Origin of the sequence: Methylobacterium sp. NMS14P (genome assembly GCF_028583545.1) — a bacterium.
In the GTDB taxonomy this organism is placed as follows: domain Bacteria; phylum Pseudomonadota; class Alphaproteobacteria; order Rhizobiales; family Beijerinckiaceae; genus Methylobacterium.
This window is the reverse complement of the sequence record NZ_CP087106.1, coordinates 685304-700897: the sequence shown is the minus strand read 5'-3', so window position 1 is coordinate 700897 and position 15594 is coordinate 685304. Positions and strand designations below refer to the sequence as shown.

At 73.1% G+C, this 15594-nt stretch carries 18 protein-coding genes, 1 tRNA gene and 1 pseudogene; 8 read left to right on the top strand and 12 right to left on the bottom strand.

Annotation, left to right across the window (positions count from 1 at the left end):
• The first annotated feature begins 3 nt into the window (after positions 1-3).
• Both atpD and LOK46_RS03245 read left to right on the top strand, forming a co-directional pair.
• Positions 4-1458 carry a F0F1 ATP synthase subunit beta gene (gene atpD / locus LOK46_RS03250; RefSeq protein WP_273562460.1) on the top strand — a complete coding sequence of 485 codons (1455 nt, stop codon included), beginning with the start codon at positions 4-6 and terminating at the stop codon, positions 1456-1458.
• Between the two features lie 140 nt (positions 1459-1598).
• The gene (locus tag LOK46_RS03245) at positions 1599-2000 is read left to right on the top strand and encodes a F0F1 ATP synthase subunit epsilon (RefSeq protein WP_020093503.1); all 402 of its coding nucleotides are present in this window, start codon (positions 1599-1601) and stop codon (positions 1998-2000) included.
• Between the two features lie 7 nt (positions 2001-2007).
• On the opposite strand, the gene LOK46_RS03240 is transcribed toward LOK46_RS03245, so the two are convergent.
• From LOK46_RS03240 to hrpB, 7 genes are all read right to left on the bottom strand, one after another.
• Positions 2008-3246 (bottom strand): CCA tRNA nucleotidyltransferase, encoded by a 1239-nt coding sequence (locus LOK46_RS03240; protein WP_273562459.1) that lies wholly within the window; start codon positions 3244-3246, stop codon positions 2008-2010.
• Positions 3243-3500: a DUF6111 family protein gene (locus LOK46_RS03235; protein WP_273562458.1), complete on the bottom strand. Its 258-nt coding sequence runs from the start codon at positions 3498-3500 to the stop codon at positions 3243-3245. Before LOK46_RS03235 ends, LOK46_RS03240 begins: the two co-directional genes overlap by 4 nt.
• Before the next feature lie 9 nt (positions 3501-3509).
• Positions 3510-4181 (bottom strand): CoA pyrophosphatase, encoded by a 672-nt coding sequence (locus LOK46_RS03230; protein WP_273562457.1) that lies wholly within the window; start codon positions 4179-4181, stop codon positions 3510-3512.
• Positions 4178-4762 (bottom strand): DUF1285 domain-containing protein, encoded by a 585-nt coding sequence (locus LOK46_RS03225; RefSeq protein WP_273562456.1) that lies wholly within the window; start codon positions 4760-4762, stop codon positions 4178-4180. The genes LOK46_RS03230 and LOK46_RS03225 overlap by 4 nt, the downstream gene beginning before the upstream one ends.
• A gap of 89 nt (positions 4763-4851) precedes the next feature.
• Complete coding sequence (locus LOK46_RS03220; RefSeq protein WP_273562455.1) at positions 4852-6075, bottom strand: SMP-30/gluconolactonase/LRE family protein; 1224 nt, start codon at positions 6073-6075, stop codon at positions 4852-4854.
• A gap of 74 nt (positions 6076-6149) precedes the next feature.
• A complete protein-coding gene (locus tag LOK46_RS03215) occupies positions 6150-6575 on the bottom strand; it encodes a PaaI family thioesterase (RefSeq protein ID WP_273562454.1) in 426 nt (141 codons plus the stop codon).
• A gap of 39 nt (positions 6576-6614) precedes the next feature.
• Positions 6615-9080, bottom strand: coding sequence for an ATP-dependent helicase HrpB (gene hrpB, locus LOK46_RS03210; RefSeq protein WP_273562453.1), 2466 nt, complete (start codon positions 9078-9080; stop codon positions 6615-6617).
• A gap of 185 nt (positions 9081-9265) precedes the next feature.
• On the opposite strand from hrpB, the gene LOK46_RS03205 reads away from it, so the two are divergent.
• From LOK46_RS03205 to LOK46_RS03190, 4 genes are all read left to right on the top strand, one after another.
• Positions 9266-9913, top strand: a complete 648-nt coding sequence (locus tag LOK46_RS03205) for a carboxymuconolactone decarboxylase family protein (RefSeq protein ID WP_273562452.1) — start codon at positions 9266-9268, stop codon at positions 9911-9913.
• A gap of 150 nt (positions 9914-10063) precedes the next feature.
• A complete protein-coding gene (locus tag LOK46_RS03200; protein ID WP_020093512.1) occupies positions 10064-10297 on the top strand; it encodes a hypothetical protein in 234 nt (77 codons plus the stop codon).
• A 107-nt stretch (positions 10298-10404) separates the two neighbouring features.
• The gene (locus tag LOK46_RS03195; protein WP_273562451.1) at positions 10405-10776 is read left to right on the top strand and encodes a hypothetical protein; all 372 of its coding nucleotides are present in this window, start codon (positions 10405-10407) and stop codon (positions 10774-10776) included.
• A gap of 111 nt (positions 10777-10887) precedes the next feature.
• Entirely contained in the window at positions 10888-11586 is a 699-nt protein-coding gene (locus tag LOK46_RS03190; RefSeq protein WP_273562450.1) for a YoaK family protein, read from the top strand.
• Here LOK46_RS03190 and LOK46_RS03185 read toward each other — a convergent pair.
• The 5 genes from LOK46_RS03185 to LOK46_RS03165 form a co-directional block, all read right to left on the bottom strand.
• On the bottom strand, positions 11576-11824 hold the full coding sequence (locus LOK46_RS03185) for a flagellar protein (RefSeq protein ID WP_273562449.1): 249 nt from the start codon (positions 11822-11824) through the stop codon (positions 11576-11578). The two genes, LOK46_RS03190 and LOK46_RS03185, sit on opposite strands and share 11 nt — an antisense overlap.
• A 101-nt stretch (positions 11825-11925) precedes the next feature.
• Complete coding sequence (locus tag LOK46_RS03180) at positions 11926-12090, bottom strand: hypothetical protein (RefSeq protein ID WP_273562448.1); 165 nt, start codon at positions 12088-12090, stop codon at positions 11926-11928.
• A 76-nt stretch (positions 12091-12166) separates the two neighbouring features.
• A tRNA-Leu gene (locus LOK46_RS03175) sits at positions 12167-12253 on the bottom strand.
• Between the two features lie 33 nt (positions 12254-12286).
• The gene (locus LOK46_RS03170; RefSeq protein ID WP_273562447.1) at positions 12287-13480 is read right to left on the bottom strand and encodes an FAD-dependent monooxygenase; all 1194 of its coding nucleotides are present in this window, start codon (positions 13478-13480) and stop codon (positions 12287-12289) included.
• Between the two features lie 12 nt (positions 13481-13492).
• Positions 13493-13750 (bottom strand): zinc-finger domain-containing protein, encoded by a 258-nt coding sequence (locus tag LOK46_RS03165; protein ID WP_024831057.1) that lies wholly within the window; start codon positions 13748-13750, stop codon positions 13493-13495.
• 200 nt (positions 13751-13950) lie between these two features.
• Between LOK46_RS03165 and map the strand changes: the two genes are divergently transcribed.
• Positions 13951-14778: a type I methionyl aminopeptidase gene (gene map, locus LOK46_RS03160; RefSeq protein WP_443192858.1), complete on the top strand. Its 828-nt coding sequence runs from the start codon at positions 13951-13953 to the stop codon at positions 14776-14778.
• 39 nt (positions 14779-14817) lie between these two features.
• Positions 14818-15533: pseudogene (gene radC, locus LOK46_RS03155) on the top strand (RadC family protein).
• The last annotated feature ends 61 nt before the right edge of the window (positions 15534-15594 follow it).

The following is a 15594-nucleotide window of genomic DNA, read 5'->3' as shown; positions in this document are numbered from 1 at the left end:
ACGATGGCGAACACCGCAATCCCCGGCACCGGCTCGAACAAGTCCGGCAAGATCACCCAGGTCATCGGCCCCGTGGTCGACGTGCAGTTCGAGGGCCACCTGCCCGAGATCCTGAACGCGCTCGAGACCAAGAACAACGGCGCCCGCCTCGTCCTCGAGGTTGCCCAGCAGCTCGGCGAGAACACCGTCCGCTGCATCGCCATGGACACGTCCGAGGGCCTGACCCGCGGCCAGGAGTGCGTCGACACCGGGGAGCCGATCAAGGTTCCGGTGGGGATGAACACGCTCGGCCGCATCATGAACGTCATCGGCGAGCCGATCGACGAGGCCGGCCCGGTCCAGGCCACCACCTACCGCGCCATCCACCAGCCGGCCCCGTCCTACGCGGAGCAGTCGACCGAGGCGCAGATCCTCGTCACCGGCATCAAGGTGGTGGACCTGCTCGCCCCGTACGCCAAGGGTGGCAAGATCGGCCTGTTCGGCGGCGCCGGCGTCGGCAAGACCGTGCTGATCATGGAGCTGATCAACAACATCGCCAAGGTGCACTCTGGCTACTCGGTGTTCGCCGGCGTGGGTGAGCGCACCCGCGAGGGCAACGATCTCTACCACGAGATGATCGAGTCCAAGGTGAACGTCGACCCGAAGGAGCACGGCTCCGCCGAGGGCTCGAAGTGCGCCCTGGTCTACGGCCAGATGAACGAGTCGCCCGGTGCCCGCTCGCGCGTCGCCCTGACCGGCCTGACCATCGCCGAGCAGTTCCGCGACGACGGCCAGGACGTGCTGTTCTTCGTCGACAACATCTTCCGCTTCACCCAGGCGGGCTCCGAGGTGTCGGCGCTCCTCGGCCGCATCCCGTCGGCGGTGGGCTACCAGCCGACGCTGGCCACCGACATGGGCGCCCTCCAGGAGCGCATCACCACCACCAACAAGGGCTCGATCACCTCGGTGCAGGCGATCTACGTGCCGGCCGACGATCTGACCGACCCGGCGCCCGCCGCCTCGTTCGCCCACCTCGACGCCACGACCGTGCTGTCGCGCTCGATAGCCGAGAAGGGCATCTACCCGGCGGTGGACCCGCTGGACTCGACCTCGCGCATGCTGTCGCCGGCGATCCTCGGCGAGGAGCACTACGACGTCGCCCGCCGTGTCCAGCAGACCCTGCAGCGCTACAAGGCGCTCCAGGACATCATCGCGATCCTGGGCATGGACGAGCTGTCCGAGGAGGACAAGCTGACCGTGGCCCGCGCCCGCAAGATCGAGCGCTTCTTCTCGCAGCCCTTCTCGGTGGCCGAGGTGTTCACCGGCTCGCCGGGCAAGCAGGTCGCCCTCGAGGACACCATCAAGGGCTTCAAGGGCCTGGTGAACGGCGACTACGACGACCTCCCGGAGGCCGCCTTCTACATGGTCGGCACCATCGAGGAGGCCCAGGAGAAGGCCAAGAAGCTCAAGGCCGCGTAAGACGACACCCCCTTCCCCGCGCGGGGAGGGGACAGAGGCCGCGCGGACGACCCTGACCGGTGCCGTCCGCGCAGCCTTTTTCCGAGACGCTCCGCCCGCGAGGCGGGGCGCGCGCCGCCGATCCGGGAACACGTCAGGCCATGGCCACCTTCCACTTCGATTTCGTCGGCCCCGAGCGGACGCTGTATTCCGGCGAGGTGACCGCCGTTCAGCTGCCCGGCACCGAGGGCGAGATGACCGTGATGCCGGGCCACGCGCCCGTGCTGACCTCCCTGCGGGTCGGCGTCATCGTGATCACCGAGAGCCAGGGCAGCGGCAAGCGGATCTACGTCCGTGGCGGCTTCGCCGATATCGGTCCGACGGCCGTGACCGTGCTGGCCGAGCGCGCCGCCCCGATCGAGGAGCTGACGCACGAATCCCTCGACCGCGACATCGAGGCGATCGAGATGCAGCGCGACGCCACCGAGGACCTGCAGAAGCGCGAGGAGCTGAACGGCCAGATCGTCCAGCTCCAGGAGACCAAGGCGCTCCTGAAGCTCTGAGCCGCGCTCAGCGGGCGCTCTCCAGCGCCCGCGCCAGCAGGTCGGCCCGCGCCGCCGCGTCGGTCGGGCACCCACGCTTCAACCAGATCGCCCGCGCCGCGGCCAGGCCGCGCCCGATGCCGGGACCCGGCGTCACCCCGGCCGCCACCAGATCCGCCCCCGCCAGGGGAAAGGCCGGCGACGCCCCCTCCCCCTCCAGGGCCCGCAGGGCCGCCCGCGCCGCTTCCGTCACGACAGGCCGCGGCTCGCCGGCCAGGATCGCCAGCGCGTCGGCCAGGCACGGCAGGCCGTGCTCCGCCGCCAGGGCCCGCGCCGCGACCGCGTCCAGAACCGCGCATCCGTGGAGTTCGGCCAGCGCCCCGGCGTAGCCGAGCAGCTGCCCGTGCTCGGTCTTCGACAGGCGCAGCCGCTCGCGCAGCCGGTCGGCGTCGTGTCGGGCGCCGACCGCGAGGGCCGCGAGGCGCGTCACCGGGGGCAGGCCCGCGGCGGCGGCGCGCTCCAGCCGCCCGAGTTCCCCGACGCAGCCGGTGATCCGCGGCAGCAGCCCGGTCGCGCTCAGCGTCGTCACCATGGCAGGGCCACCGGGAGCCGCCAGCAGCTTCAGGAACTCCGCGCGCACGCGCTCGCGGGAGAGCCGGTCCAGGCTGTCCCGCGCGGCCACGCAGGCCGCCAGGGCCGCGGCGTCGGGCGCGCCTGTGCCGAACCGGGCGTGGAAGCGGAAGAAGCGCAGGATCCGCAGCGCGTCCTCGCGGATCCGGGTCGCCGGGTCGCCGATGAAGCGCACCCGCCCGGCCGCGAGGTCGGGCCGGCCGCCCACCGGGTCGTGCAGGCTCCCGTCGGCGCCGAGGGAGAGCGCGTTGACGGTGAAATCGCGGCGCTCGGCGTCGCGGAGGAAGTCGCTGCCGAAGCGGACGACGGCGTGACGCCCGTCGGTCTCGACGTCCTCGCGCAGGGTCGTGACCTCGATCGGCCCGTCCTCGGTCACCAGGGTGATCGTGCCGTGCTCGATGCCGGTCGGCACCGCCTTGAGGCCGGGCGCCCGCTGCGCCGCCCGCATCACCGCCTCGGGCCGGTGCGTGGTCGCCATGTCGATGTCCGCGGTCTGCGCGCCCAGGAGCGCGTCGCGGACGCAGCCGCCGATCAGGCGGGTCTCCGCGCCCGGCGAGTCCAGGGCCGCGAAGACGCGGCGCACGCCCGGCCGTTCGAGCAGGGCCGCCAACCCCGCCGGGTCGAGGGCGCGGCTCACCGGAAGCCCCCGGGCACGAGGCGGCCGTTCTCCATGTGGGTCGGCACGTAGCCCCCGGGGCGGCGCTCCGAGAACAGGCCCTCGTAGACGAGGGTGCCAATCACCACCGCGAGCCCGGCGACGACGAGGCGGAACAGGTGCGCGTCCCAGTGCACCCGGCGCAGAGGATTGCGGCCGGACAGCAGCAGGTAGACCACGAAGAGCGCGAAGGGGATGAGGAAGAGGCCGAACTCTTCGAGGACGCGACGGAGCATGGGACCAGCCTAACGCGCCGGGCGGCCGGCGTCGCCCGGCTCCGCCTCCGGGTAGAGCCGTTCCCGCAGATTGTTCAGGATCCCGGCGGTGACGCCCCAGATCAGCCGCTCGCCGAAGGTCAGGGCGTAGAACCAGCGCTCGCGGCCCTGCCACGCGCGGGAACGCAGGCGGTAGCGCTCCGAGTCCATGAGGAACGGGAGCGGCACCTCGAAGACGTCGGCGACCTCGTTCGGGTTCGGCGTCAGGACCGCCCCGGGATCGACCAGGCCGATGACCGGCGTCACGAGGAAGCCGGTGCCCGAGAGGTACGAGTCGAGATAGCCGAGCAGCCGCACCGCCTCGGGCGGCAGCCCGATCTCCTCGAAGGCCTCCCGCAGGGCCGCGTCCGCAGGCCCGGGATCGGAGGGGTCGATCTTGCCGCCCGGCAGCGCCACCTGCCCGGAATGGTCGCGCAGGTTGGCGGCCCGCATCGTCAGGATCAGGGTCGGACCGTCCGCGCGCGGCACGACCGGCACGAGGACGGCGGCCCGGCGGTGCGGCGGCGGCGGGATCACGGCCGTCCCGTCCGGATCGAGGCTGTGGTCGCCCCGGGGATTGGAGGTCGGATCGTCCGGTCCGGGTGGGTCCGGCGACAGGCCGGCGGCGGCGCGGGCGAGGAAGTCGGCGAGCGGGTCGCTCACGCGGCGGCGACCGGCGCGATCGTGTGGAAGGCGCCCCCGGCCCACAGGCCGAGCCACGGCTTCCCGTCGACGACGCGCTCCTCGGCGAGGTCCACGAGGTCGTAGGTGAGCGCCCGGGTCACGAGCGCCCACAGCCCGCGGCGGACATGGAGATAGGGCTTCAGCGCCCCGTCCGGCGCCTCCTCGAAGCGGAGGGCGTGCTCGGCGTCGACGCTCACCAGATCGTCGACGTTGGTCCGGAAGGAGACGCGCCGGTCCACGCCGCTCCCGTCCACTGCCATCTCGACGGCCACGAAGGCCGCGTCGTCCACGGTGATGCCGACGCTCTCCACCGGCGTGACCAGGACGGTCCGGCCGTCCGGCTCGCGCCGCAGGATGGTGGCGAAGAGCTTGACCAGCTTCTCCCGGCGGATCGGCGAGCCGTTGTGGAACCACGTCCCGTCCGCGGCGATGCGGATGTCGATGGCGCCGCAATAGGGCGGGTCCCACCGCTCCACCGGCGGCAGCCCGCGCTTCGGCAGGTCCCCCAGGGCCGCGCTGAGGCGGTTCAAGGTCGGGTCGGGGGCGGCATCCTCGCTCATGCCCGGACAGATAGCGTCGCGATGCCCGGTCAGCCATGGCCAACCGAGGGATCGCTCCGGTTCCGTCCCGGATCGCGGGATCCGCGACCCTAGGCCGGCCCGGCACCCTGGGTGTTCACCGTCAGGGCGTAGAGCGATTGGCTCGCCGCCATGAACAGGCGGTTGCGCTTGGGGCCGCCGAAGGTGAGATTCCCGCACACTTCCGGCAGGCGGATCCGCCCGATGAGCTTGCCCTGGGGCGTCCAGACGGTGACGCCGTTGTAGCCCACGGCCCGGCCGGCATTGCTCGACACCCAGAGATTGCCGTCGACGTCGGCCCGCAGGCCGTCGGGCCCGCATTTCACCCCGTCCACGACGCAGTCCGTGAAGAGCCGCTTGTTCGACAGCGCCGCCCCGGCCCCGACGTCGAAGGCGTAGATCTCGCCCTTGCCGCCGGGCCCGGTATCCCCCGGCCCTTTCCCGGTGGAGCAGACGTAGAGCGTCCGGTGATCGGGCGAGAAGCACAGGCCATTGGGGTCGGGCACCTCGTCGTCGGTGAGAACCCGGTCGACCCGGCCCGAAGGGTCGATGCGGTAGACCGCGTTCGGGAGCACGCGTCGCCGTACCACGGTCCCGGCCGGCTGGCCGAGCCGCGGATCGAGATGGCCCTGCGGGTTGCTCGGACCGCCCGCCGCGTCGGGCAGGCCCTCGTAGAGCAGCGCGCCGTAGGGCGGATCGGAGAACCAGTACGCGCCGTCCGGGTGCTGGACGACGTCGTTGGGCGAGTTGAGCGGCTTGCCCTCGAACGAATCCGCCAGGACCGTCGCCGAGCCGTCGAGCTCGTAGCGGACGACGCGCCCGGTGGCGTGCTCGCAGCTGAGCTGCCGCCCCTGGCGATCGAAGCTGTTGCCGTTCGAATTGTTGCTCGGCGTCCGGAAGGTGGAGACGTGCCCGTCCTCCTCCAGCCAACGCATCTGCCGGTTGTTCGGGATGTCGCTCCAGACGAGATAGCGGCCAACGGCGTTCCACGCCGGTCCCTCCGCCCAGAGGGCGCCGGTCCAGAGCCGGCGGATGGCGCTGTTCGGCACGATGTAGGGCTCGAAGGCCGGGTCGACCGTGACGATGTCCGGATCCGTGAAGTAGGTGGTCGGGACGGCGCCCGGCCGGAAGTCGCGTGGCGGGTTCGTCACCGTGCTGGGCGGCTCGGGCCGCGCCGCCGCGTCGCCGGCCGTGACAACGCAGGCTCCCAGGGCCGCGAGGATCGTGCGCCGGGACGGCAGGACATGCCCGCGCTCGGCCGCGATTCCGGATGCATCGATCTGCGACAGTCGCATACGATCCTCCCTCCGCGCATCCTGCGTCGAACCGCGAGGCGCGACGGCAGGCTAGGACATCTATCCTGATCGGGTCAACTCGGCCGTCGCCGCAGGATCTTCCAGACACCGTCTGCCGAGGCCAGGAGACGGCTGCCGTCGCGGACGTCGCCGCGCATGAAAACCAGGGAGCCCGTGCGCTTGACCACCTGCGGCCGGATCTCGATCCAGTCGCCGAGGCGGCCGACATCGATGAACTTCATCTCCAGCTGGATGGTCACGCAGTTGGCGCCATCGGCGGCGCGCATCGCGGTCTCGCCGAGGGCGCGGTCGGCGAAGCTCATCAGCATGCCGCCGTGGACCACGCCGATCAGGTTGGCGTGCTTTTGATCGGCCCGGAACGCGTAGGCGCCGTCCGCGTCCCGGACATGCAGCGGCCCGACATGGGCGATGAACCCCTTGTCCTCCACCAGCCTCCAGCCGTCGGCGGCGGGGTCGAAATCATCCGTGTCGGTGGTCATCGCGGCGGGTCCGTCTGTGTCGAGGTTTCGGAGGGCGGCTCAGGTTCCCCGGGGCTTGGCCCGGCGGGTCGGTGCCTCGCTGAGCGGGTCCTCCGGCCAGGGATGGCGCGGGTAGCGTCCGCGCATCTCGGACCGCACCGCCGCCCAGGATCCGCGCCAGAAACCCGGCAGGTCCCGCGTGATCTGGATCGGCCGCTGCGCCGGCGACAGCAGGTGCAGGACCAGCGGGCGGCCGCCGGCCCGCGGATGCCGGTCGAGGCCGAACAGCTCCTGGACCCGGACCGCCAGCGCCGGCTCCTCGGCCGTGTAATCGACCGGAATGCGGGAGCCTGTCGGCACCTCGACATGGGTCGGCGCCTCCGCGTCGAGCCGGGCGCGCAGGTCCCAGGGCAGCAGGGCCTGGAGGGCGTCCGCGAGGTCGCTCGCGGTGACCGAAGCCAGGGCGGCGCGACCCTCGAGAGACGGCGCCAGCCACGTCTCCGCCGTCCGGGCCAGCGCGGCGTCCGACAGGTCGGGCCACGCGGCGCCCTCGGCGGCGTGGAGGAAGGTCACCCGGGCCCGCCACTGCGCCAGGGCCGGCGTCCACGGCAGGCGGTCGATCCCGAGATCGGCGATGCCGCGCGCCAGGATCGCGGCGCTGTCCGGGTCGGACGGCACCGGCAGCGGCCGCGCCCCGAGACTGACCGCGCCGAGCCGCCGGACCGCGCGCGCCCGCAGCGCGGCCGCCTGCGGATCGAAGGCGATCTCGGTGCGCGACTCGATCCGGTCGGCGAAGAGGCGCTCGATCGCCTCGGCCCCGATCGCCGCCGCGGCCAGGATCCGGGCGTTCCCGGCCGATCCGGCGAGATCGGCGATCACCAGATGGGTCTCCCGGGCGAGCGGGCTCGCCGGGTCGAGGCGCCCGGCCCGACCGCTCGCCATCACGAACTCGCCCTCGCGGCCGCGCGCCCGGGCCACCCGGTCGGGGTAGGCGAGCGCCAGGAGCGGCCCTGCGGGGACGGGGCCGGCATCCGGGCTCGCGGAACCACCGGCCCCGGCGATCCGGGCCCAGCCGTCGGCGAGCCGGCGCATGTCGGCGGCGCGCCCGCCCCGGTCGCGGCGGTAGCGCTCGACCCGCTCGTCGAGGTCGGCCCCGTCGCCGCCGAGGCCTCGCTCCACCAGCACGGCGGCGAGGTCGGCCGCGGGCCGCGCCTGCCCGCTGCCGGCCGCGACCGTAACCATCCGGGCGAGCCGCGGCGGCAGCGGCAGCGCCCGCAGCCGCCCGCCGACCGGCGTCAGGCGGCCGTCGGCGTCGAGGGCACCCAGCTCGCTCAGCAGGGCGCGGGCCTCCGTGAGGGCCGGCGCGGGCGGCGGGTCGAGGAATGCGAGCGCGCCCGGGTCGGTCACGCCCCAGGCGGCGCAGTCGAGGAGCAGCCCGGCGAGGTCGGCCGACAGGATCTCGGGCCGCGTGAACGGTTCCAGGGCGTTGGTGCCGGCCTCGGACCAGAGCCGCCAGCACAGGCCGGGCTCGGTGCGGCCGGCGCGGCCTCGGCGCTGGTCCACCGAGGCCCGGGAGGCGCGGGCCGTGACCAGCCGGGTCAGGCCGAGGCCCGGCTCGTAGACCGGGACCCGCGCCAGCCCCGAATCGACCACGATCCGGACGCCCTCGATGGTGAGGGAGGTCTCGGCGATGCTGGTCGCGAGGACGACCTTCCGGGTGCCGGCGGAGGCCGGCGCGACGGCGCGGTCCTGCTCGGCGGGCGTCAGCGCGCCGTAGAGGGGCGCGAGCTGCACGTCGGCGCCGACCTTCTCGGCCAGCAGGTCGGCGGTCCGGCGGATCTCGGCCTGCCCGGGCAGGAACACCAGGATCGAGCCCGGATCCGCCCGGAGGGCGCGCAAAGTGACCTCGGCGACCGAGTCCTCGATCCGCCGGTTCGGATCGCGCTCCGCGTACCGGGTCTCCACCGGGAAGGCGCGACCCTCGGAGGCCACCACCGGGGCGTCGCCCATCAGCCGCGCGACCCGGGCGCCGTCGAGGGTGGCCGACATGACGAGGATCCGCAGGTCTTCCCGCAGGCCGCCCTGCGCGTCGAGCGCCAGCGCGAGGCCGAGATCGGCGTCGAGGGAGCGCTCGTGGAACTCGTCGAACAGGACGGCGCCGATCCCGGACAGCTCCGGATCGTCCAGGATCATCCGGGTGAAGACGCCCTCGGTGACCACCTCGATCCGCGTGCGGCCCGAGATCTTCGAGCCGAGACGGACGCGCAGGCCCACCGTCCCGCCGACCGGCTCGCCCAGTGTCTGGGCCATCCGCGCGGCCGCCGCCCGGGCCGCGAGGCGGCGGGGCTCCAGCAGGATGATCTTGCGCCCGTCGAGCCAGGGCGACTCGAGGAGATCGAGGGGTACCCGGGTCGTCTTGCCGGCGCCGGGGGGCGCCACCAGGACGGCGGCGTTCCGCGCGGCGAGCGCGCGGCGCAGATCGGGGAGCGCCGCCTCGATCGGCAGCGCGGGTGCGGGACCGGCCATCGCGGCCGCTGATGACGCGGCGCGGCGCCGAGCGCAACCGGTCCGAACCCGGGGCCGCGACGCGTCCGGCGTTCCCGTGACGCCGCGCGACATTCGACACGGGCTTCCCGATCCGGGCCCTGGCGGCCGCGCGGCGGCGCCGCGATCGTGCGGCGCGACTGCACAGATCCAACGGGAGCGAAACGATGACCCTCCGCCGCCGCGCGCTGACCCTTGCCGCCCTCTCCGTGGCCCTGCCGCTGGCGACCCCACTGGCGACCGTGGCGGCGCGGGCGCAGGACCGGCTGCCGACTATCCCGCCCCAGGACTACACGCCCGAGCAGAAGCAGGCGGCCGAGGCCTTCGCGCAGGCGCGCGGCAAGCCGCCCTTCGGGCCGTTCGAGCCGCTCATGTACTCGCCGGAGGTGATGACGCTCGCCCGGTCGATGGGCGACTACCTCCGCTTCAAGCCGAAGATCGGCACCACGCTCTCGGAGCTGGTGATCCTGATGACTGCCCGCCGCTGGACGCAGGACTACGAGTGGTACGTCCACGCGCCGATCGCCGAGAAGGCCGGCATCTCGGCCGAGATCATCGCGGCGATCCGCGACGGCCGCCGGCCGGCCAAGATGAGCGACGACGAGACCCTCGTGTACGATTTCACCGCCGAGCTTCAGGACACGAGGCGGGTCTCCGACGCGACCTTCGCGCGGGCCGAGGCCCGGTTCGGCAAGCCCGGCGTCGTCGATCTGGCGGCGATCTCGGGCTACTACACGTTCCTGGCGATGGAGCTGAACGCGGCCCGATACCCGATTCCTGCCGACGGCAAGCCGCTGCCGCGCATGCCCGAGTGAGCCGGCTTATCCACAGTCGCCCGGCACCGGAAACGGCGTTGTCCACAGGGTTTGGCCGGCCGCGCGCGGCCGGCCCGGCCGCCGTTGACGGAACGTTAACCCTTATGGCTTGTTCTCTTTTCGTTCCCGGACGCGACGAAGGAGAACCCGATGCTGACCCAGGTCCTGGCCCAGCGCGACGATCACGTATGCCCCGTCGAGGCGATCAGCACCGCGTATCTCGGCTTCGCGGGCGGCGATGCCGGGATCGCCCTGCGCTGCGCGATCGCCGACGCGCTGTCCGACCTAATGGAGGCCGAGCGGCGCACGCGCGAGCGGAGTCGCCTGATCTCCCGCGGCTACATCCGGACCGCCCCCGACACGGAGGCCGGACCGGCAAGCTGAACCGTGGCTGCAGGCCGGCTTCAGCATCGGTGCAGCGCGGGCGCGGCATTGTCCCTCGTGTGATCCGGGGCGCCGCAGGCGCTCCCCGCATCTACCGGAGACAGGTCATGACGCGCATCGCTCTGCTCTCGGCCGCCGCGCTGATCGGCGCGGGCACCCTGGCCTCCACCACCGCTGAGGCCCGCGGCGGCGGCGCAATCGCGGCCGGCATCATCGGCGGCCTCGCGGCCGGCGCCCTGATCGGCGCCGCGACCCAGGCTCACGCGGCGCCCGGCTACGGTTACGGCTACGAGGATTACGGCTACGCCCCGGCTCCCGTGGTCGTGCGGCCGGCCCCCGCCTACCGCGTCTACGAGGAGGACGCGCCGGTTTACGCCACCCGCCGGACCGTGACCTACGAGCGGGTGCCGGTCGGCTACGGCCCGGCCCGCCACTGGGGCGGGGATTACGAGGGTCGCTACGGCTATCGCGGCTGGTGAGCCCGGGGTTGCGCCGGGCGCCGTGACGGCGCCCGGGCGCGTGGCTTAAGACGGTGGCGGCGCCGGCCGAATCCGGCGTTCCGCGCCCACCGACGGGTCATCCACGGGTCCATGCTGGTCCACGAAGGCGAGACGCGCACCCCGGAGGCCGACAGGGCACTCGCCCTCTCCCTCGCCGGGGTGGCAGGCGCGTTGAATACCGCCGGCTTCTACGCGGTCGGCCTCTACGCCTCGAACATGACCGGGAACGTCTCGGCCATCTCCGACCGGACCGGCACGGGCGACCTGCTCCTGGCCCTGCAGGCCGGCCTGCTCGTCGTCCTGTTCGTGCTCGGCGCCGCCACCGCGACGCTGCTGATCCGCCGGCGCCGTCGTGGGCACCGTCCGGGCGCCTACGCCTACGGGGTCTGCGCGGAGGCGATCCTCCTCGTCGCCGTGGGCCTGCTCGTGCTGCTGCTCCGCGAGCCGGCGCGGAGCCACGCCCTCGTGCTCGGTCTGAGCTTCGTCCTCGGCCTCCAGAACGCGGCCGTGACCAAGATCTCCGAGTCGCGGGTCCGGACCACGCACGTCACCGGCATGATCACCGATATCGGGATCGAGCTCGCGCGCTGGCTCGATCGCGGCGCGCCGGGCGCCGACCCGCTGAGGGCCCACGATCCCGTGCGGCTGCGGCTGTACCTCTCGACCGTGGGCGCCTTCCTGGCGGGCGGGGTGGTGGGGGTCGTCGCCTACCGCCTCGTCGGCGTGGCGCTGCTCTTCGCGGCGGCCGCGATCCTGGCCGGCCTCGCGCTCCCCGCCCTCAGGCGGTGACGTCGAGCAGTTGACCCATCATGCGGTCGGCGGAGCGCGCCACAGCGGCGTTCAGCGCGAAGGCCGACCGCGACCCGATCAGGTCCAGCGCGGCCCCCGACAGGTCCACCTGCGCGGCCGGCGGCAGGGCGGTGTCGCCGACGGGCGCGCCGCTCGCCGCGACGGTCTCGGCGGCTTTCCCGAGCCGGTCGGTGGCCCTGGTCATGCCGGTCGCGGCGGTCTGAAGGGCGTCGATCATGCCGGAATCTCCCGGCGCCTTTCTGGCAGGGACACGACTAGGGCCGGTTTCAGCGATCGCTCAAATGTGATCCATCCCAAGCGACGGCGGCCGCGTCCGCCTCACCCCTTCGGCGCGCACACGGTCACCGGGGAGGCCCCGCCATAGGGCCGTTCCGCCTCGGCGATCTGCTTCGCGGCGGCTAGGCAGGCCTGTTGCGTGTTGAACTCGACCGATCCGATCGCGGAGCCCGAGCCGGCGAGCATGATGATCAGCACGTAGACCACGCCATATCCTCCGGCGCCCGGTTCGACGGGCGGTGCGCGCTCTGGATCCTGAGGGAGGGCGCGTCGCGATGCGTGCTGGTGCGGACGGCGGGACTCGAACCCGCACGGCCTTGCGGCCGCAAGATTTTAAGTCTCGTGCGTCTACCGGTTCCGCCACGTCCGCATGCGCCCTCGGTAGCGGGGGCGGCGGGTGCGATCAAGCGGGGGGCGTCCAGCCGTACAGCCACGCGTAGCGGTCGCGCATGCCGTCCGGGCCGAGGCGGGCCATCACGGCGTTGCGCACGAACGCCACCACGCCGCCGGCGTGGTAGGTCCGGCCGTTGCGCCGCGCCGCCGTCTGGACCTTTCGCACCCTCGCGATCCGCGCGCCAGAGAACGCAGCGAGCGCGGCCGGCACGTCCGCGTGGTCCGCGAGGGCGCGGGTCAGGACCGCGGCGTCCTCGATCGCCAGCGCGGCCCCCTGCGCGAGGTAGGGCAGCACCGGGTGGCCGGCATCGCCGATCAGCGCGAGCCGGTCGCGGGCGAGCGGGCGCGCCACGGCCCGGTCGGCGAGCGACCAGACCAGCCAGGAATCCGGCAGGCTCATGAGATCGCGCAGCGGCGCGGCGCAGCCGCGCAGATGCCCGCGCAGCACGGCCGGCTCGCCGAGCCGGCCCCAGCCCTCGTCGCCCACCGCCTCAGGCACGACCGCCACCACGTTGAGAAACTGGCCGTCCCGCACCGGGTAATGCACCACGTGCCGACCGCGGCCGAGCCACAGGCCGGTGGCGCCGCCGCGCAGGTCCTGCGGGACCGCCTCCACGGGGATGAGCGCACGCCACGCCGCGGCCTGACCCGGCCGGAGCGGGGCCGCATCGAGATGCGCGCGCAGCCGGGACCGCAGCCCGTCCGCGCCGATCGCGAGGTCGAAGGCGACGGGCTGGGCCCCGCTCGCGCCCTCGACGGTGAGGACGGCCTCGGACGCCGTCTGGGACACGGCTGTCACGGTGCGCCCCATCATCAGGCGGATCGTCGAGCGGCTCCGGAGCGCGTCGAGCAGCAGCGTCTGCAGGTCGGCGCGGTGGATCACGTAGTAGGGCGCGCCGAAGCGGCTCTGCGCCTGCGCGCCGAGCGCCACGCCGCCGATGCGGCGCCCGCTGTCGAGGGCGCGCACCTCCACGCCGGGCGGCTCGCTCGCCGCGCGGCGCAGGGCCACCGAGAGCCCGAGGCCGGCCAGGATCCGGCTGGCGTTGGGCGAGATCTGGATTCCGGCTCCGACCTCGCTGAAACCGGTCCGGCGCTCGATCACCGTGACGGCGTGGCCGGAATCCGACAGCGCCAGCGCCGCCGTCAGACCGCCGATCCCGGCTCCGACGATCCCGATCCGCAGAGATGGACTGCCAGAGGGCACGGTGGGCGGCGCCTACTCCGCCGCGACCTTGGCGTCGTCCCGCCACACGCAGGCCTGCGGCTCCGCCTGGTCGGCCTTCAGGCCGGCCCGGTAGCGGTAGAGCGTCGAGCAGTACTGGCAGATGATCTCGCTGTCGGCGCCCATGTCGAGGAACACGTGCGGGTGGTCGAACGGCGGCAGCGCGCCGATGCACATGAACTCCTTCACGCCCACGGTGATCACCGGCACGCCCGGCTCGTTGTGGAAGTGCGGTACCGCCTTGCCTGCCATCCGGCCCTCGCCTGCCCCGCGACCGAGCGCGCGGCGAATCTGCCTGCGCGCTCCCGGGCGTCTCGCGGCCGCTTATGCCGCCAGCCCCGCGACCGGCGCAAGCCTCGTCCGACCCGTGACCGATGCGGCTTGGACTCCCGCGCCCCGCGCCGTACATAGGGCGAAGCCCGATTGACGCCGCCGCGAAAAAAGTCCCGATCATGCAGCAGGAACAGGCCAGTGCGCAGGGTGCGCGCCGCGCCCCGGAACCGCCGATCCACGGTCCCGAGGGATTCGAGGGCATGCGCCGCGCGGGGCGCCTCACCGCCGAGGCCCTCGACCTGCTGATGGAGGCGACGCAGCCCGGCGTCACCACCGAGGAACTCGACAAGCTCGCCTACACCTTCGCGATGGATCACGGCGCCTATCCGGCCTCGCTGCTCTATCGCGGCTACCCGAAGTCGATCTGCACCTCGATCAACCACGTGGTCTGCCACGGCATCCCCAACGACAAGCCGCTGCGCGAGGGCGACATCGTCAACCTCGATATCTGCCTGATCCTCGACGGCTGGCACGGTGATTCGAGCCGGATGGCCTATGTCGGCGAGGTGCCGCGGAAGGCCCAGCGCCTGTGCGAGATCACCTACGAGGCGCTGATGCGCGGCGTCGCCGCCGTGAAGCCCGGCGGCTCGACCAACGACATCGGTCGGGCGATCCAGAGCTACGCCGAGGGCGAGCGCTGCTCGGTGGTGCGCGACTTCTGCGGCCACGGCCTCGGGCGCACCTATCACGACGCGCCCACGATCCTGCACTACGTCGAGGCCAGCTACGACGTGCCGTTCAAGCCCGGCCAGTTCTTCACGATCGAGCCGATGATCAATCTCGGCCGGCCCGCCGTGAAGGTCCTGGGCGACGGCTGGACCGCCGTGACCCGCGACCGCTCGCTCTCTGCCCAGTTCGAGCACACGGTCGGCGTCACCGAGACCGGCGTCGAGATCTTCACGATCTCGCCGAAGGGGCTGCACCAGCCCGTCAACCCGGCCACCTGACCGGCCGTGCCCGAACGGCAGGACGACGGTGAGGCGGGGCTGTTCGCCGACAGCGCCGCCGCCCCGTCCCCGGTCGAGAAGGAGACGCCGCACTACCACGGCCATCGCGACCGCCTGCGGGAGAAGTTCTCGGCCGCCGGGCCCGACGCGCTGCCCGATTACGAGCTCCTGGAACTCGTCCTGTTCCGGGCAATCCCCCGGCGGGACGTGAAGCCCCTCGCCAAGGCACTGGTCGCCCGGTTCGGCAGCTTCGCCGAGGTGGTCAGCGCCGAGCCGGCGCGGCTGATGGAGGTCGAGGGCGTGAGCGCCGGGGTCGCGTCCGACCTCAAGGTGATCGAGGCCGCGGCCCGGCGGCTGGCCCGGGGCGCGATCCGGGAGCGCGCGCTCCTGGGCTCGTGGAGCGCGCTGCCGAGTACCTGCGCGCCACCATGGCGTTCGCCCCGCGGGAGGAGTTCCGCGTCCTGTTCCTCGACAAGCGCAATCACCTCATCGCCGACGAGGTGCAGGGGCGCGGCACCGTCGACCACACGCCGGTCTACCCGCGCGAGGTCGCCCGCCGGGCGCTCGAACTGTCGGCGACGGCCATCATCCTGGCCCACAACCACCCGTCCGGTGACCCGGCCCCCTCCGCGGCCGACGTGGCGATGACCCGCGAGATCGTGGCGGTCCTGGCGCCGCTCAAGATCGTGGTCCACGACCACGTGATCCTCGGCCGAAACGGTCACGCCAGCCTGAAAGGCCTGAAGTTGATCTGATCCTCCGGCCGCCTTGAGCGTTATCGCCCGCGGATATAGCCATGAACGGGTGGCGCGCCTC